Below are 18,780 nucleotides of genomic sequence, written 5' to 3' on the forward strand. Positions count from 1 at the left end.
GGGACGGGTCGGCCCTGGACGGCGTGCGAAGCGCGCCGGCCCCCGGCAGGGCCGGTGCGGCCCGATCGCCACGGGTCGATCGGGCTGGGGACACCCGGCGCGTCTGCCGTCCCCAACCGACCAAATTTTCAACAGTCGGAGCAGGCAGGCGCGCGTGGAATTGTCACGTTCGTGATCTGCGAGGGGAATGGCGGCGCCGCCACGGGGAACCATCGCCGTTCCGCAGCAGACATCCGGAGACGGTCAGGGGTCGAGCTTGCGCGCCTCGTCGATCAGCATCACCGGGATCCCGTCGTGGATCTGGAAGGCGAGGCCCGCGCCCTTGGAGACCAGCTCCCGCCGCGCGGCATCGTAGACGAGCGGTCCCCGCGTCACCGGGCAGACGAGGATCTCGAGCAGCCGGCGGTCGACCACCGGGCGCTCCGCGGTCTCGTCCGGCTCCCCGGCCGCGTCGTCGGTCACTGCAGCGTGCCTTCCTCGCCGCCGCCGCGCAGCGCGAATTCCATCAGCGTGACCAGCGTCTCGCGGCGGTTGGTCAGGGTCGGCGCCTCCAGCAGCGCCTGTTTCTCCTCCGGATCGAAGGGGCAGAGGATCGAAAGCGAATTGACCAGCAGCTCCTCGTCGGCCTCCTTCAGGCTGTCCCAGTCCGAGGAGAGCTGCGCCGTGGCGAAATACCGCGCCAGCACCGCGAGGAATTCCGCCCGGTCGAAATCCTCGTCGATCTCGGCCCGGCCGAGGTCGCGGTCGAAGCTCGACCAGTCGACGTCGGCGCGCAGATAGGGCGTGAAGCCCTCCTGCATCGCCATCACCCGGAAGCGGCTGATGCCCGACAGCGTGATCAGGTAGCGTCCGTCCTCGGTCTCCTGGAAGGCGGTCAGCCGGCCGGCGCAGCCGATCCGGTGCAGCCGCCCGCTCGCCCTGCCCTCGGGCATGACGATGGGCTGGATCATCCCGATCAGCCGGTGCTGGGTCTTGAGCGCGTCCTCGAGCATCGCGAGATAGCGCGGCTCGAAGATGTTCAGCGGCAGCCGCGCCCGGGGCAGCAGCAGCGCGCCGGGCAGCGGGAAGACGGGAATCGTCTCCGGAAGGTCGGCGAGGCTGAACTTCTTGGCCATGCGCCCTCCCGGCGCCTGCGGGCGGTTCAGGCGAAGATCATCGACGAGAGGCGCCGCCGCCCCTTCGCCGCCAGCTCCGACTTCGGCCCGAGGCTGTCGAAGAGCTTGAAGAGCTGGGCGCGCGCCGCGCCGTCGTTCCACTCCCGGTCGCGGCGGAAGAGCTCGAGCAGGGCGTCGATCGCCCCCTGCTGGTCGCCCTTGGCGACCAGCGCCATCGCGAGATCGAAGCGCGCCTGATGGTCGCCCGGGTCGCGCTCCAGCGCCGCGGCGAATTCGCCCACGTCGCCGGCATCGGCGGTGGCCTCGGCGAGCTCGATCTGCGCCCGCGCCGCCAGGATCGCCGAATCGTTGGCCTTCTCGGCGGGCACGAGATCGAGGATCGCCTTCGCCTTCTCGATGTCGCCGAGGGCGAGATGCGACCGCGACAGCCCCGAGAGCGCTGCCGGATTGCCCGCCTCCTCGGCGAGGATCGCCGCGAAGGTCTGCGCGGCATCGGCGACCGCGCCTTCCTCGAGCATCGCCTCCGCCGCCTCCAGCGCTGCCTCGAGCCCGTCGTTGCCGCCGCCCTGGGCGATCAGCCGCTCGACGAAGGCCTTGATCTGCGAGGCCGGCTGCGCGCCCATGAAGCCGTCCACCGGCTGGCCGTTCACGAAGCCGAAGACGGCCGGGATCGACTGCACCCGGAGCTGTGCGGCGATCATCTGGTTCTGGTCGACGTCGATCTTGACCAGCCGCACCTTGCCCTTGGCCGCGGTCACCGCCGCCTCGAGCGCGGGGCCGAGCGTCTTGCAGGGGCCGCACCAGGGCGCCCAGAAATCGACGATGACCGGGACCTCGCGCGAGGCCTCGACCACGTCGGCCATGAAGGTCGCCTCGGTGCCGTCCTTGATCACATCCGCCGCCGGCTTCGGCGCGAGGTTCAGTTCCATGGCCAATCCATCTTCCTGCGTCCCCGAAAGCCGGGGCCGGTCGCTGCGTTACGTGGTGTAGCACTCGCGATGCGTCAAGCCAAATCCCCGCCGCCTCAGGCGGGCGCGAGGGCGCGCATCAGCGCGGCGTGGCGGGCGAGGAAGGCGGCCTTGACCTCCGAGGGCGGGCGCAGGTGCAGGCGGGTGGTCACCGGATCGGTGATCTTCGGCTTGCCGAAGAAGCGGTCCGCCTCGGCCTCGGAGAAGCCGGCGATCCGGGTCGCCTCGAGCCAGGCCGAGATGCGGTCGGCCCGCTTGATCTGCATCTTGACGCTTCGGGGCAGCTCCGCCGGCAGGCCGAAGCGCAGGTGCACCGCCGCCGCGAGACGGGCGTCGAGCGCGGCGTAGTCCGGCCCCACTGCCGCCTTCACCGGCGAGATCATGTCGCCGATCACGTATTCCGGCGCGTCGTGCAGGAGTGCGGCCAGCCGCCAGCGCGGCTCCGCCCGCGGTGCGAGCGCCGCGAAGACCGCCTCGACGAGCAGCGAATGCTCGGCCACCGAATAGGGGTATTCGCCGGTGGTCTGGCCGTTCCAGCGCGCCACGAAGGCGAGCCCGTGGGCGATGTCCTCGATCTCGATGTCGAGCGGGGAGGGGTCGATCAGGTCGAGCCGCCGCCCGGAGAGCATGCGCTGCCAGGCGCGGGCGGGCCGGCTCAAGTCACGCCCCGCTGACGCCGCGGTGTGACGGCGGTCACAGCCCGATGACGCCGCCATGCGAGAGGATGGGGGCGGCGGAATTCGCCGCGAAGTGCAGGCCAAGGAAGGGCTCGGGTCATGCTCGGTCGGAGACGGATGCGATGGCCCGCGTTCTACAGCATCGGACGCCGCCGGCAAGTCGGAGGCGTCTCCGCGACGGGCCCCGGGGCCGCGCGCCCCGATAGCAGGAGACACGCCATGGCCAGACATCTGCTGATCGCCGCCACCCTTCTGGGACTGGCCGCCACGCCGCCCCCGCTCTGGGCGCAGACCGCCTGCGGCAACCGCGAAAAGATCGTCGAACGCCTTGCCGAGAAATACGGCGAGCAGCATCGCGGCAGCGGTCTCCAGGATCCGACCCGGCTCGTCGAGGTCTGGATCTCGCAGAGCACCGGCACCTGGACGCTGCTCTTCACCCGTGCCGACGGGATGGCCTGCATCGCCGCATCCGGATCGGACTGGCTGGACTACCCGCCGAAACTGGTTGCGGCAGGCGTCGACAGCTGAACCGTCCGCCTCAGCGGATCACCGTCATCTCGTCCGGGAAGCGGTCGAGATAGTCGCACATCTTGCCGGTCGCCAGCAGGTGCTTGCCGAGCGCCTTGCGCAGGAAGGCGCGGTTGCGCTGCGGCTGCACCCCGTCGTCGTCGAGCGGCGCGGCCTCCGGGAAATGCGCCGCGAGGAAGTCGCGATAGGCGTGGCGGAACCGGAGCGGCAGCTCGCCCTCGATGTGGTTCCAGGGTTTCTTGCGGCCGATGAAATGCACCACATTGGCGCCGACCATCGCCTCGAAGAGCCGCGACGCCCAGGTGTATTGCCAGTTCCAGACCGGGCTCAGCTCGGCCCAGACGCCCATGACGGCGCCGTTCAGCATGTCCTGGTCCATGTGGGTGAGCTTGCCGGGATGGGCGCGTGCGAAGGCGAAGGCGCTGTCGCGGATTCCTCGGGAATTATAGGCCGCCACGTCGATCAGCAGCACGCCGGCGTTGAAATAGGGTGTCGCCGGCAGCCCCATCCTGGCGAAGGAATCGATGCGCCGCCCCGGGGTCCGCCACTGGCTGTTGTCGCGCACTGCGGCGATCGCATGCGGGCCGAGCTCGAGATCGAGCAGCGCGGAGAAGTCGCCCCCCTGCAGGAAGACGTCCGAATCCAGATAGAGGAGCCGCCGGTAGTCCGCCGCGAAGGCTTCGGGAAGCGCCAGGCGCAGATAGGTCGCCTCGGTGCGGCGCCGGTCCAGGTTGAGGCCGGCGAAGCTCGCGTCGATCCGGACCTGGCAGAAGCGCAGGCCTTCCGGGGCGCCGGCCGGCGGCGTCAGCGGTTCGGTCGAGCAGATGCAGATGTCGAAGTCCCGCGCCGGGGCGAGGGCGGCGAGCTGCGTCGCGGCGAAGAGCGCGTATTTCAGGTAATTGCCGTCGCAGGCAAAGGCGACGGCCTTCTCCGCCCGCTTCGGGAGGTTGCTCGCGATCCCGATCGCCATCCCGCGCCGCCCCCCGTTCGCTTCCGCGGGGTTAGCTTACTTTGCGCCTCGCTGTTGTCGAGGGGCAGGGCGCCTGCTAGGTGGCGCTGGAAATTCGTTCTTCCGTTCTCCGGAGTCGCCCGCATGAGCAAGCAATACGTCGTCAAGGACATCGGCCTCGCCGATTTCGGCCGCAAGGAGCTGGACATCGCCGAGACGGAGATGCCCGGCCTGATGGCGCTGCGCGCCGAGTTCGGCGAATCTAAGCCGCTGAAGGGCGCGAAGATCGCGGGCTCGCTGCACATGACGATCCAGACCGCGGTGCTGATCGAGACGCTGACCCATCTCGGTGCCGAGGTGCGCTGGGCCTCGTGCAACATCTTCTCCACCCAGGACCATGCCGCCGCGGCCATCGCCGCCTCCGGGGTCCCGGTCTTCGCGGTGAAGGGCGAGACGCTCGAGGATTACTGGACCTATACCGACCGGATCTTCGACTTCGAGGACCCTAACGGGAACGGCGCCAACATGATCCTCGACGACGGCGGCGACGCGACCATGTACATCCTGACCGGCGCCCGGGTCGAGGAGGGCGAGACCGACCTCATCGAGAATCCCGACAGCGAGGAGGCGGAGTATTTCTTCGCCCAGATCAAGAAGCGCTTGAAGGCCTCGCCCGGCTGGTTCGTGAAGCAGCGCCATGCGATCCGCGGCGTCTCCGAGGAGACCACCACGGGCGTGCATCGTCTCTATCAGCTGATGGAGAAGGGCCGGCTGCCCTTCCCGGCGATCAACGTCAACGACAGCGTCACCAAGTCCAAGTTCGACAACAAATACGGCTGCCGCGAGAGCCTCGTGGACGGGATCCGGCGGGCGACGGACACGATGATGGCGGGCAAGACCGCGCTGGTGCTCGGCTATGGCGACGTCGGCAAGGGATCGGCGGCGAGCCTGCGCGGCGCGGGCGCGCGGGTGATGGTGACGGAGGTCGATCCGATCTGCGCGCTGCAGGCGGCCATGGACGGCTTCGAGGTGGTCACGATCGAGGACGTGGCCGACAAGGCCGACATCTTCATCACCGCGACCGGCAACAAGGACGTGATCCGCCTCGAGCACATGCGGGCGATGAAGGACATGGCCATCGTCGGCAACATCGGCCATTTCGACAACGAGATACAGATCGCGGCGCTGCGCAACCTGACCTGGACCAATGTCAAGGACCAGGTGGACATGATCGCGTTTCCGGATGGCAAGCGGCTGATCCTTCTCAGTCAGGGGCGGCTCCTGAACCTCGGCAACGCCACGGGTCACCCGTCCTTCGTGATGTCGGCTTCCTTCACCAACCAGGTCCTGGCGCAGATCGAGCTGTGGTCGAAGGGCGAGCAATACGAGAACAAGGTCTACGTCCTGCCCAAGCATCTCGACGAGAAGGTCGCCCGGCTGCATCTGGCGAAGATCGGCGTGAAGCTGACCGAACTCCGCCCCGAGCAGGCCGATTATATCGGCGTCTCGGCGAAAGGCCCCTTCAAGCCGGAGCACTACCGCTACTGAGGCCGCGGCGGATTCTCTAACCGTCTGGATTTGCATCGAATTGTTGGAACTCGCCGCTTGATTGCGGCGAGATTTCTGGCATAAGGGACGCATCGATGGCCGAGGCAGAAGCGTCCCTCAATCACCGTCGCTCTCCATATCGACTGCACAGGTTTGCCCCCGGGTCCACGGACTCGCGGCATCGTGCGGGTCGCGGGGTCCCAGGACATCCGGCATCAGCGGCGCCCGACGGCAGTGGGGTGCGTTCGCGGTTCCGCGCCGGATTGCCCGGGCCTCGCACTTGGGGTCTAGCCCGCACGAACCGGTCGGGAGGGTCCTTTGAGGGGAGGGCCCTCCCGATCGCGTTTCGCGGTGGGCGGGCGCCGCCGGGGCGCCGCGCGATCCATTCACCGGCCATGCGCGGGACTTGTGCGAAGCGCCTCGGTCTGTGCTAGACTTGTCGCCACGTGATCTGGGGGGTGTCCGGCCCGGCTTCGCCGCCGGGGGCTTGCGTTCGGCCGTGCCGACCGCTAAGTGCTGCACTTTCCTGAACCACCGGATCTGGAGGTCCGCCATGGCCCGCGTAACCGTCGAAGACTGCGTCGACAAGGTACCGAACCGTTTCGAGCTCGTCATGCTCGCGGCCCATCGGGCGCGCGCGCTGGCCTCCGGGGCGCCGCTGACCGTCTCGCGGGACAACGACAAGAACCCGGTGGTGGCGCTGCGCGAGATCGCCGACGAGACGCTGACCGCCGACCAGCTGCGCGAGAACGCGATCGAGAGCTTCCAGCGGCAGATCGAGGTGGACGAGCCCGAGGAGGACGTCATGACCCTCCTCGTCGCCAATGATGCGCCCGCCGAGGATGACATGTCCGAAGAGCGGCTGCTGCGGGCGCTGATGGAGGCTCAGGGCGAGAACTGAGATCAACCTCCGCACCCCTGACCGCGAGCGATGCCACGCCCGTCCGCACGGGCGATGACGGGCTGATTCCGGTCGAGGCGCTGACCTCGCTGATGCGTTCCTACAACCCCCGCTGCGCGGTGGGCGTGATCGAAGCCGCCTACGATTACGGGCGGCGGATGCACGAGGGCCAGTTCCGCACCTCCGGCGAGCTCTATTTCAGCCATCCGGTGGCGGTCGCCATGCTGCTCGCCGAGCAGCGGCTCGACGACAACACGATCATCACCGCGCTGCTGCACGACACGATCGAGGACACCGGCTCGACCTACAACGAGATCGCGCTGCGCTTCGGCGACGAGGTGGCGCAACTGGTCGACGGGGTGACCAAGCTCACCAATCTCGAGCTCTCCCAGGTCGGCAACGCCCAGGCGGAGAACTTCCGCAAGCTCCTGATGGCGATGTCGAAGGACCTGCGGGTGCTGCTGGTCAAGCTCGCCGACCGGCTGCACAACATGCGCACCATCCGCCACCTGCCCCCGGAGAAACAGGTGCGCAAGGCGCGCGAGACCATGGACATCTTCGCGCCGCTCGCGGGCCGCATGGGCATGCAGTGGATGCGCGACGAGCTCGAGGACATCTCCTTCCGCATCCTCAACCCCGAGGCGCGCAATTCGATCATCCGCCGCTTCCTGACGCTGCGGAACGAATCCGGCGACGTGATCCCCAAGATCACCGAGGACATCCGCACCGTGCTCGCCGGCGCCCGCGTCACCGCCGAGGTTCTGGGCCGCGAGAAGAAGCCCTATTCCATCTGGCGCAAGATGGAGGAGAAGAAGGAGGGCTTCTCGCGCCTCTCCGACATCTACGGATTCCGCATCGTCACCCGGTCGGTGGAGGAATGCTACATGGCGCTCGGCGCGGTGCACCAGCGCTGGCGCGCGGTGCCGGGCCGCTTCAAGGACTACATCAGCCAGCCGAAGTCGAACGGCTACCGCTCGATCCACACCACGGTCTCGGGGCGCGACGGCAAGCGGGTCGAGGTGCAGATCCGCACGCTCGAGATGCATGCGGTCGCCGAGAGCGGCGTGGCGGCGCATTGGTCCTATCGCGACGGCGAGCGCTTCGAGAACCCCTTCGCGGTCGATCCCTTCCGCTGGCTCCGCTCGCTGACCGAACGCTTCGAAGGGGCGGAGGATTCGGAGGATTTCCTCGAGCACGTCAAGCTCGAGATGTTCCAGGACCAGGTCTTCTGCTTCACGCCCAAGGGCGAGGTGGTGAAGCTGCCCCGGGGCGCGACGCCGATCGACTTCGCCTATGCCATCCACACCCGCATCGGCGACAGCTGCGTGGGCGCCAAGGTCGACGGCAACCGCGTGCCGCTCTGGACCAAGCTCCGCAACGGCCAGTCGGTCACGATCATCCGCGCCGAGGGCCAGCGACCGCAGCCCTCCTGGGAGGACATGGTGATCACCGGGCGGGCGAAATCGGCGATCCGGCGATCCCTGCGCGGCGAGCAGCGCGCGACCCAGGTGCGGCTGGGGCGCGAGATCGCCCGGGTGGCGCTCGAACGGGTGGGCAAGCGGGCCTCCGACAAGGCGCTCGAGGCGGCGGCCAAGCGGCTGGGGCTCGAGGAGGGCGACGACGTGCTGGCCCGGCTCGGCGCGGCGGAGATGACCGGCAAGGATCTCGTCGCGACGCTCTATCCCGAGTTGCAGCGCGAGCCGCTGCCCGCCGCCGGCGACGGCACCGCCCCGGTGGTCATCGGCCTTGGCTCCGGGCAGGAGGCGCGCCCCGCGCCCTGCTGCAACCCCATCCCCGGCGAGCGCATCGTCGGCATCGCCGTGCGCGGGAAGGGGGTGATGATCCATGCCATCGACTGCGAGGAACTGGTCGCCTTCGAGGAGGAGCCGGACCGCTGGATCGACCTGCGCTGGGCGGAGGGACACTCGCGTCCCGATCATGCGGTGGCGATCGAGATCGCGCTCGCCAACGATGCCGGCGTGCTGGGGCGGATCTGCACGCTGATCGGCGAGCAGCATGCCAACATCACCGACATCGATTTCACCGATCGTAAACCAGACTTTTACCGCATGATCGTTGAAATCGAGGTGCGGGATATGGAACACCTCACCCATGTCCTGACGGCGATCGACGCCGATTCGGACGTGGCGCAGGTCCGACGCTTCCGGAGGACCGCGGCGGCGGCCCGGGGCGGAGCGGCCCACCGCGGGGATTGAGGTTTCGCGCGCCCGGAGGTGGCGAGTCGATCCGGGCAGATGGTATTCAAGAGACGCGACAAGCTCCCCTTCCCGACCCGGCTTCGCGGGTTCCTGTTCCCGCGGCGCGGCTGGCGGCGCGGGATCGAATATCTCGCCCATCGCATGCGGCGGCTGCCCGACACGCCGCACCGCATCGCGCTGGGCTTCTCCTGCGGCGTCTTCATGTCCTTCACGCCGTTCTTCGGGCTGCATTTCATCCTGGCGGCGGCGATGGCGCGGGTGATCCGCGGCAATGCGCTGGCCGCGCTGATCGGCACCGCCGCCGGCAATCCGCTGACCTTTCCCTTCATCGCCTCGATCTCGCTCGGGCTGGGGCGGCGGATCCTCGGCTACGGCGCCTCGGGGCGGGACTTCCGGCGCATCGCCGAGGGCTTCAAGCAGTTCTTCATCGGCCTCTGGGAGAGCGTGCTCAACCTCTTCGGCGCCGGGCATGCCGACTGGCACAAGCTCACGCTGCTCCTGCAGGACGTGATCTGGCCCTATTTCGTCGGCGGCCTGCTGCCCGGCCTGGTGGCGGCGATCGCGAGCTACTACCTGGTGCGGCCGCTGGTGGCGGCCTATCAGGCGGGCCGCCGCGCCCGGCTGCTCGACAAGGCGAAGGCGCGGCTGATGCGCCGCAAACCGGAGGCTGGCGTCCACGCCCCGCCGCTCTATACTCGCAACGACAGCAAGGCCGCGGGAGGCAAGGGACTGAAATGACACGAGGAATTCCGGCCGGAGCGCTGCGGCTCGGGGTCAACATCGACCATGTGGCCACGGTGCGCAATGCCCGAGGCGCTCCCTTTCCCGACCCGGTGCGCGCCGCGCGGCTGGCCGAGGCGGCGGGTGCGGACGGCATCACCGCGCATCTGCGCGAGGACCGCCGCCACATCACCGACGCCGATATCGACGCGCTGATGGCGGCGATCACGCTGCCGCTCAACCTCGAGATGGCCGCCACCCCGGAGATGCAGGCGATCGCGCTCCGCCACCGGCCGCATGCGGTCTGCCTCGTGCCGGAGCGGCGCGAGGAGCGCACCACCGAGGGCGGGCTGGAGGTGGCGCGCGAGGAGAACCGGCTGGCGCATTTCATCGCCCCCCTGCGCGAGGCGGGCTGCCGCGTCTCGATCTTCATCGCCGCCGAGCCCCGGCAGATCGAGGCGGCGCATCGCATCGGCGCGCCGGTGATCGAGCTCCATACCGGCGCCTATTGCGATGCCGCGCTCGCGGGCGACCTGGCGGCGCGCGACGCGGAGATGGAGCGGCTGCGCGCCATGGCCGCCTTCGCCGAGGAACTGGGGCTCGAGGTGCATGCCGGCCACGGGCTCACCTACGACAATGTCGCCCCGGTGGCGGCGCTGCCCCAGGTGCGCGAGCTCAATATCGGGCATTTCCTGGTGGGCGAGGCGATCTTCGTCGGCCTGGAGGCCGCGATCAGGCGCATGCGCGCGCTGATGGACGCGGCGCGCGGCGAAAGCGGCGCCTGACGCTCCGCTCCGGCGGGCGCCGGCCGGAGCCGACGCCCGAGCGGTGCTTCCGGCGAACGGCTTCGCTCAGTCGGCCTTCGGCTTGGCCTTGCGCCGCTTCGGGGCGGTGGCGGCGACAATCGGCGCGGCTTCGGCCTTGGCGGCGGCGACCTTGCGCCGCGGCTTCGGCTTGGCGGCCGGGGCCGTCTCGGCGGCGATCTCCGCGCTTGCCGCCATCCAATGCGCCTCGGCGCGGTCGGCGGGGCGCCCCTCGCGCTCCCAGATCATATGGGCGCGTTCGCGGATGCGGTGCTCGAGTTCCGTGATCATTCTTGCCTCCAAAGGGGTCTTCGTCCAATGCGGGCCCGGGATGGGTCACCGGGTTCTGCCGAAATCGGCGCGAGAATGCAACTGCCGGTTGCCGCGCGCGCTCTGCCGGAAGGCGCCGGAGGGCAGTTTCGTCGCGCGCCGGGAGTCGCGCTGGAAATGCGCCCGGTCGGCATGGCCGCAGCGAGAGCCGATCTCGGCGGGGGGGGGGGCGATCTTCGCGGGCGTGGCGAGGCACCGCCCGCTGGCGGCGCCCGGCCTCGCGCCCTCCTGAGGCTCGGGCCTTTCCGTCGCTGCCCGTCCCGGCTATGCCCTCTCGGGTCAGGGGTGCAGCCAAAGCGGAAGGCCTCGAATGATCCTCGGCATCGGGTCCGACCTCGCCAATATCGAGCGCATCGAGGGCACGATCGCCCGCTTCGGCGCGCGGTTCCTCGACCGGGTGTTCACCGAGCGCGAGAAGGCGACCGCGGAGCGGCGGGCCGAGCGGGCGGCGACCTATGCCAAGCGCTGGGCGGCCAAGGAGGCCTGTTCAAAGGCGCTGGGCACCGGGCTGCGCATGGGGATCCGCTGGCGCGACATGGGGGTGGTGAACCTCGCGACCGGCCAGCCGGTGATGGTGCTGGAGGGCTGGGCGGCCGAGCGGCTGGCGGCGATGACGCCCGCGGGCCATCGCGCGGTGGTGCATGTCACCCTGACCGACGACCGCCCCTGGGCGATGGCCGTGGTGGTGATCGAGGCGCTGCCGGAGCTGTACGCAGAATAGACAAGCGCCCGCCCCGCGCTCGTCATGCCAAAGGCGTGGCCCCGGCACGACCGGGCGCTTCGCCCCCGCCCGGGCCGGGGCGCTGCCCTCGGTTTGCTGCGGGGCGGTCGAACAAGAAAGGGTGAACCCCACATGCGACAGCCCTACGGCGCGGGGCCGCTCGCCTTGACAGCAACCGGGGCAGGCGCGACAAGGCGGCGGGCCGCGGCAGGATCGGTAGGAATGGCGACCAAGAGCAAGTCCAGGGGCGGCTTCGCGGAGATGATCAAGACGATCGTCTATGCGCTGCTGCTCGCCGGCGTGATCCGCACCCTGTTCTTCCAGCCCTTCTGGATCCCCTCGGGCTCGATGAAGCCGACGCTGCTGATCGGGGATTTCCTCTTCGTCAACAAGATGGCCTACGGCTATTCGAAGCATTCCTGCCCCTTCTCCATGTGCCCCTTCATCGAGGGCCGCTGGCTCGCCCGCCAGCCCGAGCGGGGCGACGTGGTTGTCTTCAAGCATCCCACCAACGGCACCGATTACATCAAGCGGCTGATCGGCCTGCCCGGCGACACGGTGCAGATGATCGACGGCATCCTCTACGTGAACGGCGAGGAGCTGCCGCAGGTGCCCGAGGGCGAATTCATCGAGCCGAACCTGCCGCAGGGGCCGATGAAGAACCTGCCGCGCTGCGCCAACCGCCCGGTCGAGGTCGGCGGGGAATGCATCAAGGCCGAAGCGATCGAGACCCTGCCCGGCGGCCGGCAGCACGCGGTGCTCGACATCGACGTGGGCTTCGGGGACACCACGCCCGTCTTCACCGTGCCTGAGGGCGAGTATTTCTTCATGGGCGACAACCGCGACAATTCGATGGACAGCCGCTTCCCCCGCAGCGCCGGCGGCGTGGGCACCGTGCCCTTCGAGAATCTCGTCGGCCGGGCCGACCGGGTGATCTTCTCCTCGGCCGGCAGCTCGATGCTGGCCTTCTGGACCTGGCGGCCGGACCGCTTCTTCGTGGGGATCGATTGAAGCTCGGCCGGGCCATGGCGGAGGCGGCGGCCCGGCTAGGCCACGGCTTCGCGCGGCCCGAGCTGCTGCAGGAGGCGCTGACGCATCCCTCCGTGGCGGGGCGGCCGCACAACCAGCGGCTGGAGTTCCTCGGCGACCGGGTGCTGGGGCTGGTGATCGCCGAGGCGCTGATCGGCCAGGACGCGGAGGCCGAGGAGGGCCAGCTCGCCCCGCGGCTCAACGCGCTGGTGCGCAAGGAGACCTGTGCGGAGGTCGCCGCGGAGATCGGCCTCGGCACGGCGCTGCGCATGGGGCGCTCGGAGATGCTGACCGGCGGGCGGCGCAAGACCGCGCTTCTCGGCGATGCGATGGAGGCGGTGATCGCGGCGGTCTATCTCGACGGCGGGCTGGAGGCGGCGCGCGGGGTCATCCTGCGGCACTGGGCCGGGCGCATCGCCGCGGTGCGCGCGCAGCCGCCCGACGCCAAGACCGCGCTGCAGGAATGGGCGCAGGCGCGCGGGCTGAAGCCGCCGGTCTATGCCGATCTGAACCGCACCGGCCCGGACCACGCCCCGGTGTTCCTCGTGGAGGTGCGGCTCGAGGACGGAAGTTCCGCCCAGGGCGAGGCGGCCTCGAAGCGCGCCGCCCAGCAGGCCGCGGCCGAGGTGCTGCTCGCCCGGCTGGAGGCGGCGGCGTGAGCGAGCCGAGCCGCTGCGGCCTCGTGGCGCTGATCGGCGAGCCGAACGCGGGCAAGTCGACGCTGATGAACCGCTTCGTGGGCGCCAAGGTCGCGGCCGTCACCCACAAGGTGCAGACCACCCGGGCGCGGATCCGCGGCATCGCCACGGCGGGCGCGGCGCAGCTCGTCTTCATCGACACGCCGGGCCTCTTCCGGCCGCGCCGCCGGCTCGACCGCGCCATGGTCAAGGCGGCCTGGGCGGGGGCGGGCGACGCCGACGTGGTGGTGCTCCTGATCGAGGCGCATCGCGGCAGGACCGAAGGTGTCCGCGCAATTCTCGAAGCGCTCGATGCGCAGCTGCCCAAGGGCCGCCCGGTGGCGCTCGCGATCAACAAGATCGACCGGGTCAGGGCGGAGGCGCTGCTGGCGCTGAGCGCGGAGATGAACGCCGCGCGGAATTTCGCCGCGACCTTCATGATCTCGGCGGAGAAGGGCTACGGCGTCGAGGATCTGCGCGACTGGCTGGCGGGGCAGGTACCGGAGGGGCCCTGGCTCTATCCCGAGGACCAGATCGCCGACATGGCCCAGCGCCAGATCGCCGCCGAGATGACGCGGGAGAAGCTGACGCTCCGGCTGCACCAGGAGCTGCCCTACCAGCTGACCGTCGAGACCGAGGCCTGGGAGGAGCGCAAGGACGGCTCGGTCAGGATCGACCAGATCGTCTATGTCGCCCGCGACGGCCACAAGGGCATCGCGCTGGGGCCCAAGGGCGCAACGATCAAGGCCGTCGGCCAGGCGGCACGGGAGGAGATCAAGGCCTTCCTCGGGCGCGAGGTGCATCTCTTCCTGACGGTGAAGGTGCGGCCGAACTGGATGGACGAGGCCGAACGCTTCGCGGCCATGGGGCTCGATTTCCGCGACGGCGAGGGATGACCCCGCGCCTGACCGCCGAATTCTGGGTCCAGGCCTATCTCGCCCGCCTGCGCCTCGCCGACATCCCCGCCTTCGTCACCGCGCGGGGCGACGCGACCGCCGGCGCGGTGCTGGTCAAGCTCAACACGCTCGACGGGCGGGCGCAGGCGCTCACCCGCAGCTTTGACGCCTCCGGCGCGCGGGTCTGGGTGGCGCTGGCAGAGGGCGCCGAGGCGGAGGTGGATGCCGCACTCGCGCGCCAGCGCGGCTTCGACCCCGATCTCTGGATCGTGGAGGTCGAGGACCGCGCCGGGCGGCACCTTCTCGACCAGCCGGGGCTGGCGGACTAGCCTCGCACCCATGGACTGGCGCGACGAGGGCATCCTGCTGACTTCCCGCCGGCACGGCGAATCCGCGGCGATCGTGGAGATCTTCACCGCGGCCCATGGTCGGCACGCGGGCGTGGTGCGCGGCGGGGCGGGGCGGCGGATGGCGCCGGTGCTCCAGCCCGGCGCGCTGCTGGCGGTGGAATGGTCGGCGCGGCTCGAGGAGCATATCGGCGCCTTCCGCGTCGACCCCGTGGCGACGCGGGCGGCGGTGCTGATGGGCGACCGCGCGGCGCTGGCGGCGCTCGGCGCGATGACCTCGCTGATCACCGCGGCCATGCCCGAGCGCGATCCCCATCCCGAGCTCTATGCCCGCAGCCGCGAGCTGCTGGCGGCGCTGGGCTCGGCGCCGGACTGGCCGGCGCGCTACGCCGCTTGGGAGCTGGCGCTGCTGGCCGAGCTCGGCTTCGGGCTCGACCTCGGCACCTGCGCCGCGACCGGGGTGCGCGACGGTCTGGTCTGGGTCTCGCCGAAGTCTGGGCGGGCGATCAGCCGGGCGGCGGGCGCGCCCTGGGCCGACCGGCTGCTGCCGCTGCCCGCATTCCTGCGCGACGGCTGGGAGACGCCGCCGGAGCGCGAGGCGATTGCCGCGGCGCTGGCCTTGACGGGATATTTCCTCGAGGCGCGCCTCGCGCCCGGCCTGCCGCGCGAGGCGCTGCCGGCGGCGCGCGCGCGGGCGGTGGAGGCGATGCTGCGCGGCTAGCGGGACAGGCGACGCCGATGCGCGCAACCGGCGCGCCCGAAGCCTCGGAGCAGCTGCGCCCCGCCGGAAAGCCGGCACCGCCGGCTTGCATTTCGCGCCGCGCGGGGGCCAATCTGGCGCTCGCCATGGGCCGAAAGGGGGATCCGGAATGAGCGTCCAGAGCTATCACGGCGCGTGCCAATGCGGCGCGGTCGCCTATGACGTCGATGTCGACATCTCGAATCCCATCACCTGCAATTGCTCGCGCTGCCAGCGGCTCGGCTCGGTGCTCGCCTTCGCCCCGCGCGAGAGCTTCCGGCTGCTCTCGGGCGAGGACGATCTCACCGAATACCTGTTCAACAGGAAGGTGATCCGCCACCTGTTCTGCCGGACCTGCGGCATCGAGAGCTTCGCCTATGGCGCGATGCCGGACGGCACGCCGATGGTGGCGGTCAACGTCAACTGCCTCGACGGCGTCGACCCGCGCGCCCTGCCGGCCAAGCATGTCGACGGGCGCTCGCGGTGAGCCGTCCCGGCACCGGCGCAGACCGGGCCGATCCGACCACCTGCCAGAAATGGGGCGCCGGGGCTGGTGGAGGCGACGGCCGGAATCGAACCGGCGTGCACGGATTTGCAATCCGCTGCGTAACCACTCCGCCACGTCGCCAACTGGCCGTAGGCATTAGGTTTCGCTCCGGCGGACGTCAAGGACGTATCGGGGGCGGCATCGCGTTTCCGCTCCCGTTCCGTGCCACGGGCCGGCGCTTCCCGCCGCCGCCCGCGGGCCGCCGCCGTCAGCCGGGGCCGAAATAGGAAAGGCCGCTCACGGCGAGATAGGTCGCATAGAGCGAGGTGGTCCCGGTGATGTAGAGCCGGTTGCGCTTCGGCCCGCCGAAGGCGACGTTGCTCACGGTCTCCGGCACCAGGATCTTGCCGATCAGCGCCCCGTCGGGCGCGAGGCAATGCACGCCGTCGGCCGCGCTCGCCCAGATGTTGCCGTTCACATCGATGCGGAAGCCGTCGTAGAGGCCGCGGTCGCAGACCGAGAAGACCTCGCCGCCCGAGAGCCGCTTGCCGTCCACGGCGAAGCGGCGGATGTGGCGCGGGCCCTTCGGCTCGTGGGTGGCGCCGGTATCGGAGACGTAGAGCAGCCGCTCGTCCGCGGAGAAGGCGAGGCCGTTCGGCTTGACGAAATCGTCCGCGACGATCTCGACCACACCGCTCGCCGGGTCGATGCGGTAGACATGGCTGCCGCCGATCTCCGAGCGCGCGGCATCGCCCTCGTAGTCGCTGTCGATGCCGTAGGTCGGGTCGGTGAACCAGATTCCGCCGTCGGAGGCGACCACCACGTCGTTGGGCGAATTGAGCCGCCGGCCCTCGTGGCGGTCGGCCAGCACCCGGATGCGGCCGTCGTGCTCGGTGCGCGTCACCCGCCGTCCGCCGTGCTCGCAGGTGACCAGCCGGCCCTGGCGGTCCCGCGTCTGGCCGTTGGCATTGCGCGAGGGGTTGCGGAACTCGGCGGTCTGGCCGCTGGCCTCGTCGTAGCGCATTATGCGGTCGTTGGGGATGTCGGAGAAGAGCAGGTAGCGCCCGTCGCCGAAATAGACCGGGCCCTCGGTCCAGCGCCCGCCCTGCCAGAGGCGCTCCAGATGCGCGTTCTTCAGGCAGAGCCGGGTGAAGGCGGGGTCGAGCGACTCGACATGCGCGCCGAACAGGAAGCCGAGCGGATCCGTCATGCGTTCCTCCCTTGCCGGATGCATCTCGATAGGCCAGCCGGGGATTTGGCGAAAGGCCCCCGTCCGCATCGCGTTGCCAGCCATGGCGAAATGTGGCATCACGGCGCCGGTTCGGATCTCGCTAGGGTTTCTGTCGCATGACCGATTTCGCCGCCGCCCGTGAAGCCATGGTGGACCGCCAGGTCCGGCCCTCCGACGTGACGCGCTACCCGATCATCGAGGCGCTCCTGCGCGTGCCCCGCGAGGATTTCGTGCCGCCGGCGCTGCGGCCGGTGGCCTATCTGGGCGAGCATGTGCCGCTGGCGGAGGACCGGGTGCTGCTCGACCCGCGGGTCTTCGCCAAGATGCTCGATGCGCTCGACATCGGCCCCTCCGACCTGGTGCTCGATGTCGGCTGCGGGCTCGGCTATTCCACTGCCGTCATCGCCCGGCTCGCGGAGGCGGTGATCGCGCTCGAGGAGGACGCGGCCATGGCCCAGGAGGCCGAGGCCCGGCTGGCCGCGGGCGGCGCCGACAACGCCGTGGTCGAGCAGGGGCCGCTCGCGGCCGGGATCGCCCGGCACGGCCCCTTCGACGTCGTCATCATCGAGGGCGCCATCGAGGCGCTGCCGGAGGCCTTCGAGGCGCAGCTCAAGCCGGGCGGGCGGATCGCGGCGATCTTCGCGAACGGGGCGGGGGGTCAGGCGCGGCTGGGGCTCATGACCCCCCGGGGCATCGCCTGGCGGCGCATCTTCGATGCCACTGCGCCCGTCATGCCGGGCTTTGCCGTGGCGAAAGCGTTTGAGTTTTGACTTCATTCCGCCGATAGTGCCAGCATGAGCCCGGCCAACGGGCCGAGAGGCATGAGCAGAGTCCGGAGTTCGTCATGGCGTCGCGCCGTTTCCGTCCCTTTCTGATCTCGACGGCGCTCGCCGCGGGACTGGCGCTCTGGTCCGGGCCGACGACGGCGGAGACGCTCACCGACGCGCTCATCACCGCCTATCAGACCAGCCCGCTCCTCGAAGCGAACCGCGCCGCCCTGCGCAACCTCGACGAGAACGTACCCCAGGCCCGCGCCAACCGCCGGCCGCAGGTGGGCGCCAGCATCTCGGGCCAGACCGGGACGACGGTGGAGGAGCTGGATTTCGGCGTCGCCGGCATCGAGGCCTCGCTGAACGCGACCCTGCTCCTCTTCGACAACGGCCAGACGGCGGCGGCGGTCGAGGCGGCGCGCAACCAGGTTGCCTCGGGCCGCGCCGATCTCAAGGACATCGAGCAGCTGGTGCTCTTCAACGCCGTGCAGGCCTATGTGGACGTGCGCCGCGACGAGGAATTCGTGCGGCTCGCCGTCAACGACGTCGACCGCCTCGACGAGACGCTGAGCGCCACCCAGAACCGCTTCGACGTGGGCGAGGTGACCCGCACCGACGTCAGCCAGAGCGAGGCGCGCCTCGCGGAATCGCGCTCGCAGCTCGCGGCGGCGCGGGGCCAGCTCGAGATCTCGCGCGAGGCCTATCGCGCGGCGGTGGGCGTGGCACCCGGCAATCTCGAGCGGCTCCCGACGCTGCCCGACCTGCCGGCCACGCTCGAGGAGGCCACGGCGATCGGCATCCAGCGCAATCCGCAGGTGGTCGCGGCGCAGTTCAACGAGCGGGCCGCGGTCTACAATTTCGACCGGGCGCTCGCCGCCAAGGGGCCGACGATCAGCGTCGGCGGATCGGTGGGGGTCGAGCGGCTGCGCCAGAACCCGCAGGTCGACTACGACGGCAGCACCTTCGGCCAGGCCAGCATCTCGGCCAACCTGCCGCTCTATACCGGCGGGCGGAACGACAGCCTGGTGCGCCAGGCGCAGGCGGGGGTCGGCCCGCGCCGGTTTCCAGTCCAGGGGGGGGGGGGGGGGGGGAGGGAGGAGGGGGGGGCCGCCCCGGGGGGGGTGG

22 protein-coding genes and 1 tRNA gene are annotated in these 18,780 nt (G+C 70.3%); 15 read left to right on the forward strand and 8 right to left on the reverse strand.

What is annotated here, in order from left to right; translation table 11 throughout:
* Window positions 1-243 precede the first annotated feature (243 nt).
* The 4 genes from V7050_RS08060 to V7050_RS08075 all read right to left on the reverse strand — a co-directional run bounded on the left by V7050_RS08060 (window position 244) and on the right by V7050_RS08075 (window position 2,742).
* On the reverse strand, window positions 244-462 hold the full coding sequence (locus V7050_RS08060) for a Trm112 family protein (protein WP_324366445.1): 219 nt from the start codon (window positions 460-462) through the stop codon (window positions 244-246).
* Complete coding sequence (locus V7050_RS08065) at window positions 459-1,115, reverse strand: LON peptidase substrate-binding domain-containing protein (protein ID WP_324366447.1); 657 nt, start codon at window positions 1,113-1,115, stop codon at window positions 459-461. Before V7050_RS08065 ends, V7050_RS08060 begins: the two co-directional genes overlap by 4 nt.
* A 26-nt stretch (window positions 1,116-1,141) precedes the next feature.
* Entirely contained in the window at window positions 1,142-2,044 is a 903-nt protein-coding gene (locus V7050_RS08070; RefSeq protein ID WP_324366449.1) for a co-chaperone YbbN, read from the reverse strand.
* 95 nt (window positions 2,045-2,139) lie between these two features.
* A complete protein-coding gene (locus tag V7050_RS08075; protein WP_324366451.1) occupies window positions 2,140-2,742 on the reverse strand; it encodes an HD family hydrolase in 603 nt (200 codons plus the stop codon).
* A 237-nt stretch (window positions 2,743-2,979) separates the two neighbouring features.
* Between V7050_RS08075 and V7050_RS08080 the strand changes: the two genes are divergently transcribed.
* A complete protein-coding gene (locus tag V7050_RS08080; protein ID WP_324366453.1) occupies window positions 2,980-3,288 on the forward strand; it encodes a hypothetical protein in 309 nt (102 codons plus the stop codon).
* A gap of 10 nt (window positions 3,289-3,298) precedes the next feature.
* Here V7050_RS08080 and V7050_RS08085 read toward each other — a convergent pair whose 3' ends face one another.
* Window positions 3,299-4,258 carry a glycosyltransferase family 8 protein gene (locus V7050_RS08085; protein WP_324366455.1) on the reverse strand — a complete coding sequence of 320 codons (960 nt, stop codon included), beginning with the start codon at window positions 4,256-4,258 and terminating at the stop codon, window positions 3,299-3,301.
* 123 nt (window positions 4,259-4,381) lie between these two features.
* Here V7050_RS08085 and ahcY point away from each other — a divergent pair, with 123 nt between their 5' ends.
* The 5 genes from ahcY (at window position 4,382) to V7050_RS08110 (ending at window position 10,410) form a co-directional block, all read left to right on the forward strand.
* Window positions 4,382-5,785, forward strand: a complete 1,404-nt coding sequence (ahcY, locus tag V7050_RS08090; protein WP_324366457.1) for an adenosylhomocysteinase — start codon at window positions 4,382-4,384, stop codon at window positions 5,783-5,785.
* A 553-nt stretch (window positions 5,786-6,338) separates the two neighbouring features.
* Window positions 6,339-6,686: a DNA-directed RNA polymerase subunit omega gene (gene rpoZ, locus V7050_RS08095; protein ID WP_324366459.1), complete on the forward strand. Its 348-nt coding sequence runs from the start codon at window positions 6,339-6,341 to the stop codon at window positions 6,684-6,686.
* Window positions 6,687-6,748: 62 nt separating this feature from the next.
* Window positions 6,749-8,902, forward strand: a complete 2,154-nt coding sequence (locus V7050_RS08100; protein WP_324366487.1) for a RelA/SpoT family protein — start codon at window positions 6,749-6,751, stop codon at window positions 8,900-8,902.
* A 39-nt stretch (window positions 8,903-8,941) separates the two neighbouring features.
* Window positions 8,942-9,643 carry a DUF2062 domain-containing protein gene (locus V7050_RS08105; RefSeq protein ID WP_324366461.1) on the forward strand — a complete coding sequence of 234 codons (702 nt, stop codon included), beginning with the start codon at window positions 8,942-8,944 and terminating at the stop codon, window positions 9,641-9,643.
* The gene (locus V7050_RS08110; protein WP_324366463.1) at window positions 9,640-10,410 is read left to right on the forward strand and encodes a pyridoxine 5'-phosphate synthase; all 771 of its coding nucleotides are present in this window, start codon (window positions 9,640-9,642) and stop codon (window positions 10,408-10,410) included. Before V7050_RS08105 ends, V7050_RS08110 begins: the two co-directional genes overlap by 4 nt.
* Window positions 10,411-10,476: 66 nt before the next feature.
* On the opposite strand, the gene V7050_RS08115 is transcribed toward V7050_RS08110, so the two are convergent.
* Window positions 10,477-10,719 (reverse strand): DUF2934 domain-containing protein, encoded by a 243-nt coding sequence (locus V7050_RS08115; RefSeq protein ID WP_324366465.1) that lies wholly within the window; start codon window positions 10,717-10,719, stop codon window positions 10,477-10,479.
* Between the two features lie 349 nt (window positions 10,720-11,068).
* Here V7050_RS08115 and acpS point away from each other — a divergent pair, with 349 nt between their 5' ends.
* The 7 genes from acpS (at window position 11,069) to V7050_RS08150 (ending at window position 15,654) form a co-directional block, all read left to right on the forward strand.
* Window positions 11,069-11,479 carry a holo-ACP synthase gene (acpS, locus tag V7050_RS08120; protein WP_324366467.1) on the forward strand — a complete coding sequence of 137 codons (411 nt, stop codon included), beginning with the start codon at window positions 11,069-11,071 and terminating at the stop codon, window positions 11,477-11,479.
* 222 nt (window positions 11,480-11,701) lie between these two features.
* Window positions 11,702-12,490, forward strand: coding sequence for a signal peptidase I (gene lepB / locus V7050_RS08125; protein WP_324366469.1), 789 nt, complete (start codon window positions 11,702-11,704; stop codon window positions 12,488-12,490).
* The gene (gene rnc, locus V7050_RS08130) at window positions 12,487-13,167 is read left to right on the forward strand and encodes a ribonuclease III (protein WP_442885615.1); all 681 of its coding nucleotides are present in this window, start codon (window positions 12,487-12,489) and stop codon (window positions 13,165-13,167) included. Before lepB ends, rnc begins: the two co-directional genes overlap by 4 nt.
* A complete protein-coding gene (gene era / locus V7050_RS08135) occupies window positions 13,164-14,081 on the forward strand; it encodes a GTPase Era (RefSeq protein ID WP_324366471.1) in 918 nt (305 codons plus the stop codon). The genes rnc and era overlap by 4 nt, the downstream gene beginning before the upstream one ends.
* The gene (locus V7050_RS08140; RefSeq protein WP_324366473.1) at window positions 14,078-14,410 is read left to right on the forward strand and encodes a DUF1491 family protein; all 333 of its coding nucleotides are present in this window, start codon (window positions 14,078-14,080) and stop codon (window positions 14,408-14,410) included. Before era ends, V7050_RS08140 begins: the two co-directional genes overlap by 4 nt.
* A gap of 10 nt (window positions 14,411-14,420) precedes the next feature.
* Window positions 14,421-15,149: a DNA repair protein RecO gene (recO, locus tag V7050_RS08145; RefSeq protein WP_324366475.1), complete on the forward strand. Its 729-nt coding sequence runs from the start codon at window positions 14,421-14,423 to the stop codon at window positions 15,147-15,149.
* 148 nt (window positions 15,150-15,297) lie between these two features.
* Window positions 15,298-15,654, forward strand: coding sequence for a GFA family protein (locus tag V7050_RS08150; protein WP_324366477.1), 357 nt, complete (start codon window positions 15,298-15,300; stop codon window positions 15,652-15,654).
* Between the two features lie 67 nt (window positions 15,655-15,721).
* Here the strand turns inward: V7050_RS08150 and V7050_RS08155 are convergent.
* Both V7050_RS08155 and V7050_RS08160 read right to left on the reverse strand, forming a co-directional pair.
* Window positions 15,722-15,795, reverse strand: a tRNA-Cys gene (locus V7050_RS08155).
* Between the two features lie 127 nt (window positions 15,796-15,922).
* Window positions 15,923-16,864: an SMP-30/gluconolactonase/LRE family protein gene (locus V7050_RS08160; protein WP_324366479.1), complete on the reverse strand. Its 942-nt coding sequence runs from the start codon at window positions 16,862-16,864 to the stop codon at window positions 15,923-15,925.
* A gap of 137 nt (window positions 16,865-17,001) precedes the next feature.
* Here V7050_RS08160 and V7050_RS08165 point away from each other — a divergent pair, with 137 nt between their 5' ends.
* Together V7050_RS08165 and V7050_RS08170 are read left to right on the forward strand one after the other, a co-directional pair.
* Window positions 17,002-17,655, forward strand: a complete 654-nt coding sequence (locus V7050_RS08165) for a protein-L-isoaspartate O-methyltransferase family protein (RefSeq protein ID WP_324366481.1) — start codon at window positions 17,002-17,004, stop codon at window positions 17,653-17,655.
* Window positions 17,656-17,729: 74 nt separating this feature from the next.
* The coding region (locus V7050_RS08170) for a TolC family protein (protein WP_324410449.1) at window positions 17,730-18,780 on the forward strand (1,051 nt) is incomplete at its 3' end.

The sequence above is a fragment of the Amaricoccus sp. genome (genome assembly GCF_036846665.1).
Lineage (GTDB): Bacteria > Pseudomonadota > Alphaproteobacteria > Rhodobacterales > Rhodobacteraceae > Amaricoccus.

Bases quoted from the DNA above. Each gene is read 5' to 3' on its own strand.
- V7050_RS08065 (WP_324366447.1), bottom strand. From the start codon at position 1,115: ATGGCCAAGAAGTTCAGCCTCGCCGACCTTCCGGAGACGATTCCCGTC.
- V7050_RS08070 (WP_324366449.1), bottom strand. From the start codon at position 2,044: ATGGAACTGAACCTCGCGCCGAAGCCGGCGGCGGATGTGATCAAGGAC.
- V7050_RS08080 (WP_324366453.1), top strand. From the start codon at position 2,980: ATGGCCAGACATCTGCTGATCGCCGCCACCCTTCTGGGACTGGCCGCC.
- V7050_RS08085 (WP_324366455.1), bottom strand. From the start codon at position 4,258: ATGGCGATCGGGATCGCGAGCAACCTCCCGAAGCGGGCGGAGAAGGCC.
- ahcY (WP_324366457.1), top strand. From the start codon at position 4,382: ATGAGCAAGCAATACGTCGTCAAGGACATCGGCCTCGCCGATTTCGGC.
- rpoZ (WP_324366459.1), top strand. From the start codon at position 6,339: ATGGCCCGCGTAACCGTCGAAGACTGCGTCGACAAGGTACCGAACCGT.
- V7050_RS08105 (WP_324366461.1), top strand. From the start codon at position 8,942: ATGGTATTCAAGAGACGCGACAAGCTCCCCTTCCCGACCCGGCTTCGC.
- V7050_RS08110 (WP_324366463.1), top strand. From the start codon at position 9,640: ATGACACGAGGAATTCCGGCCGGAGCGCTGCGGCTCGGGGTCAACATC.
- V7050_RS08115 (WP_324366465.1), bottom strand. From the start codon at position 10,719: ATGATCACGGAACTCGAGCACCGCATCCGCGAACGCGCCCATATGATC.
- acpS (WP_324366467.1), top strand. From the start codon at position 11,069: ATGATCCTCGGCATCGGGTCCGACCTCGCCAATATCGAGCGCATCGAG.
- lepB (WP_324366469.1), top strand. From the start codon at position 11,702: ATGGCGACCAAGAGCAAGTCCAGGGGCGGCTTCGCGGAGATGATCAAG.
- V7050_RS08140 (WP_324366473.1), top strand. From the start codon at position 14,078: ATGACCCCGCGCCTGACCGCCGAATTCTGGGTCCAGGCCTATCTCGCC.
- recO (WP_324366475.1), top strand. From the start codon at position 14,421: ATGGACTGGCGCGACGAGGGCATCCTGCTGACTTCCCGCCGGCACGGC.
- V7050_RS08150 (WP_324366477.1), top strand. From the start codon at position 15,298: ATGAGCGTCCAGAGCTATCACGGCGCGTGCCAATGCGGCGCGGTCGCC.
- V7050_RS08160 (WP_324366479.1), bottom strand. From the start codon at position 16,864: ATGACGGATCCGCTCGGCTTCCTGTTCGGCGCGCATGTCGAGTCGCTC.
- V7050_RS08165 (WP_324366481.1), top strand. From the start codon at position 17,002: ATGACCGATTTCGCCGCCGCCCGTGAAGCCATGGTGGACCGCCAGGTC.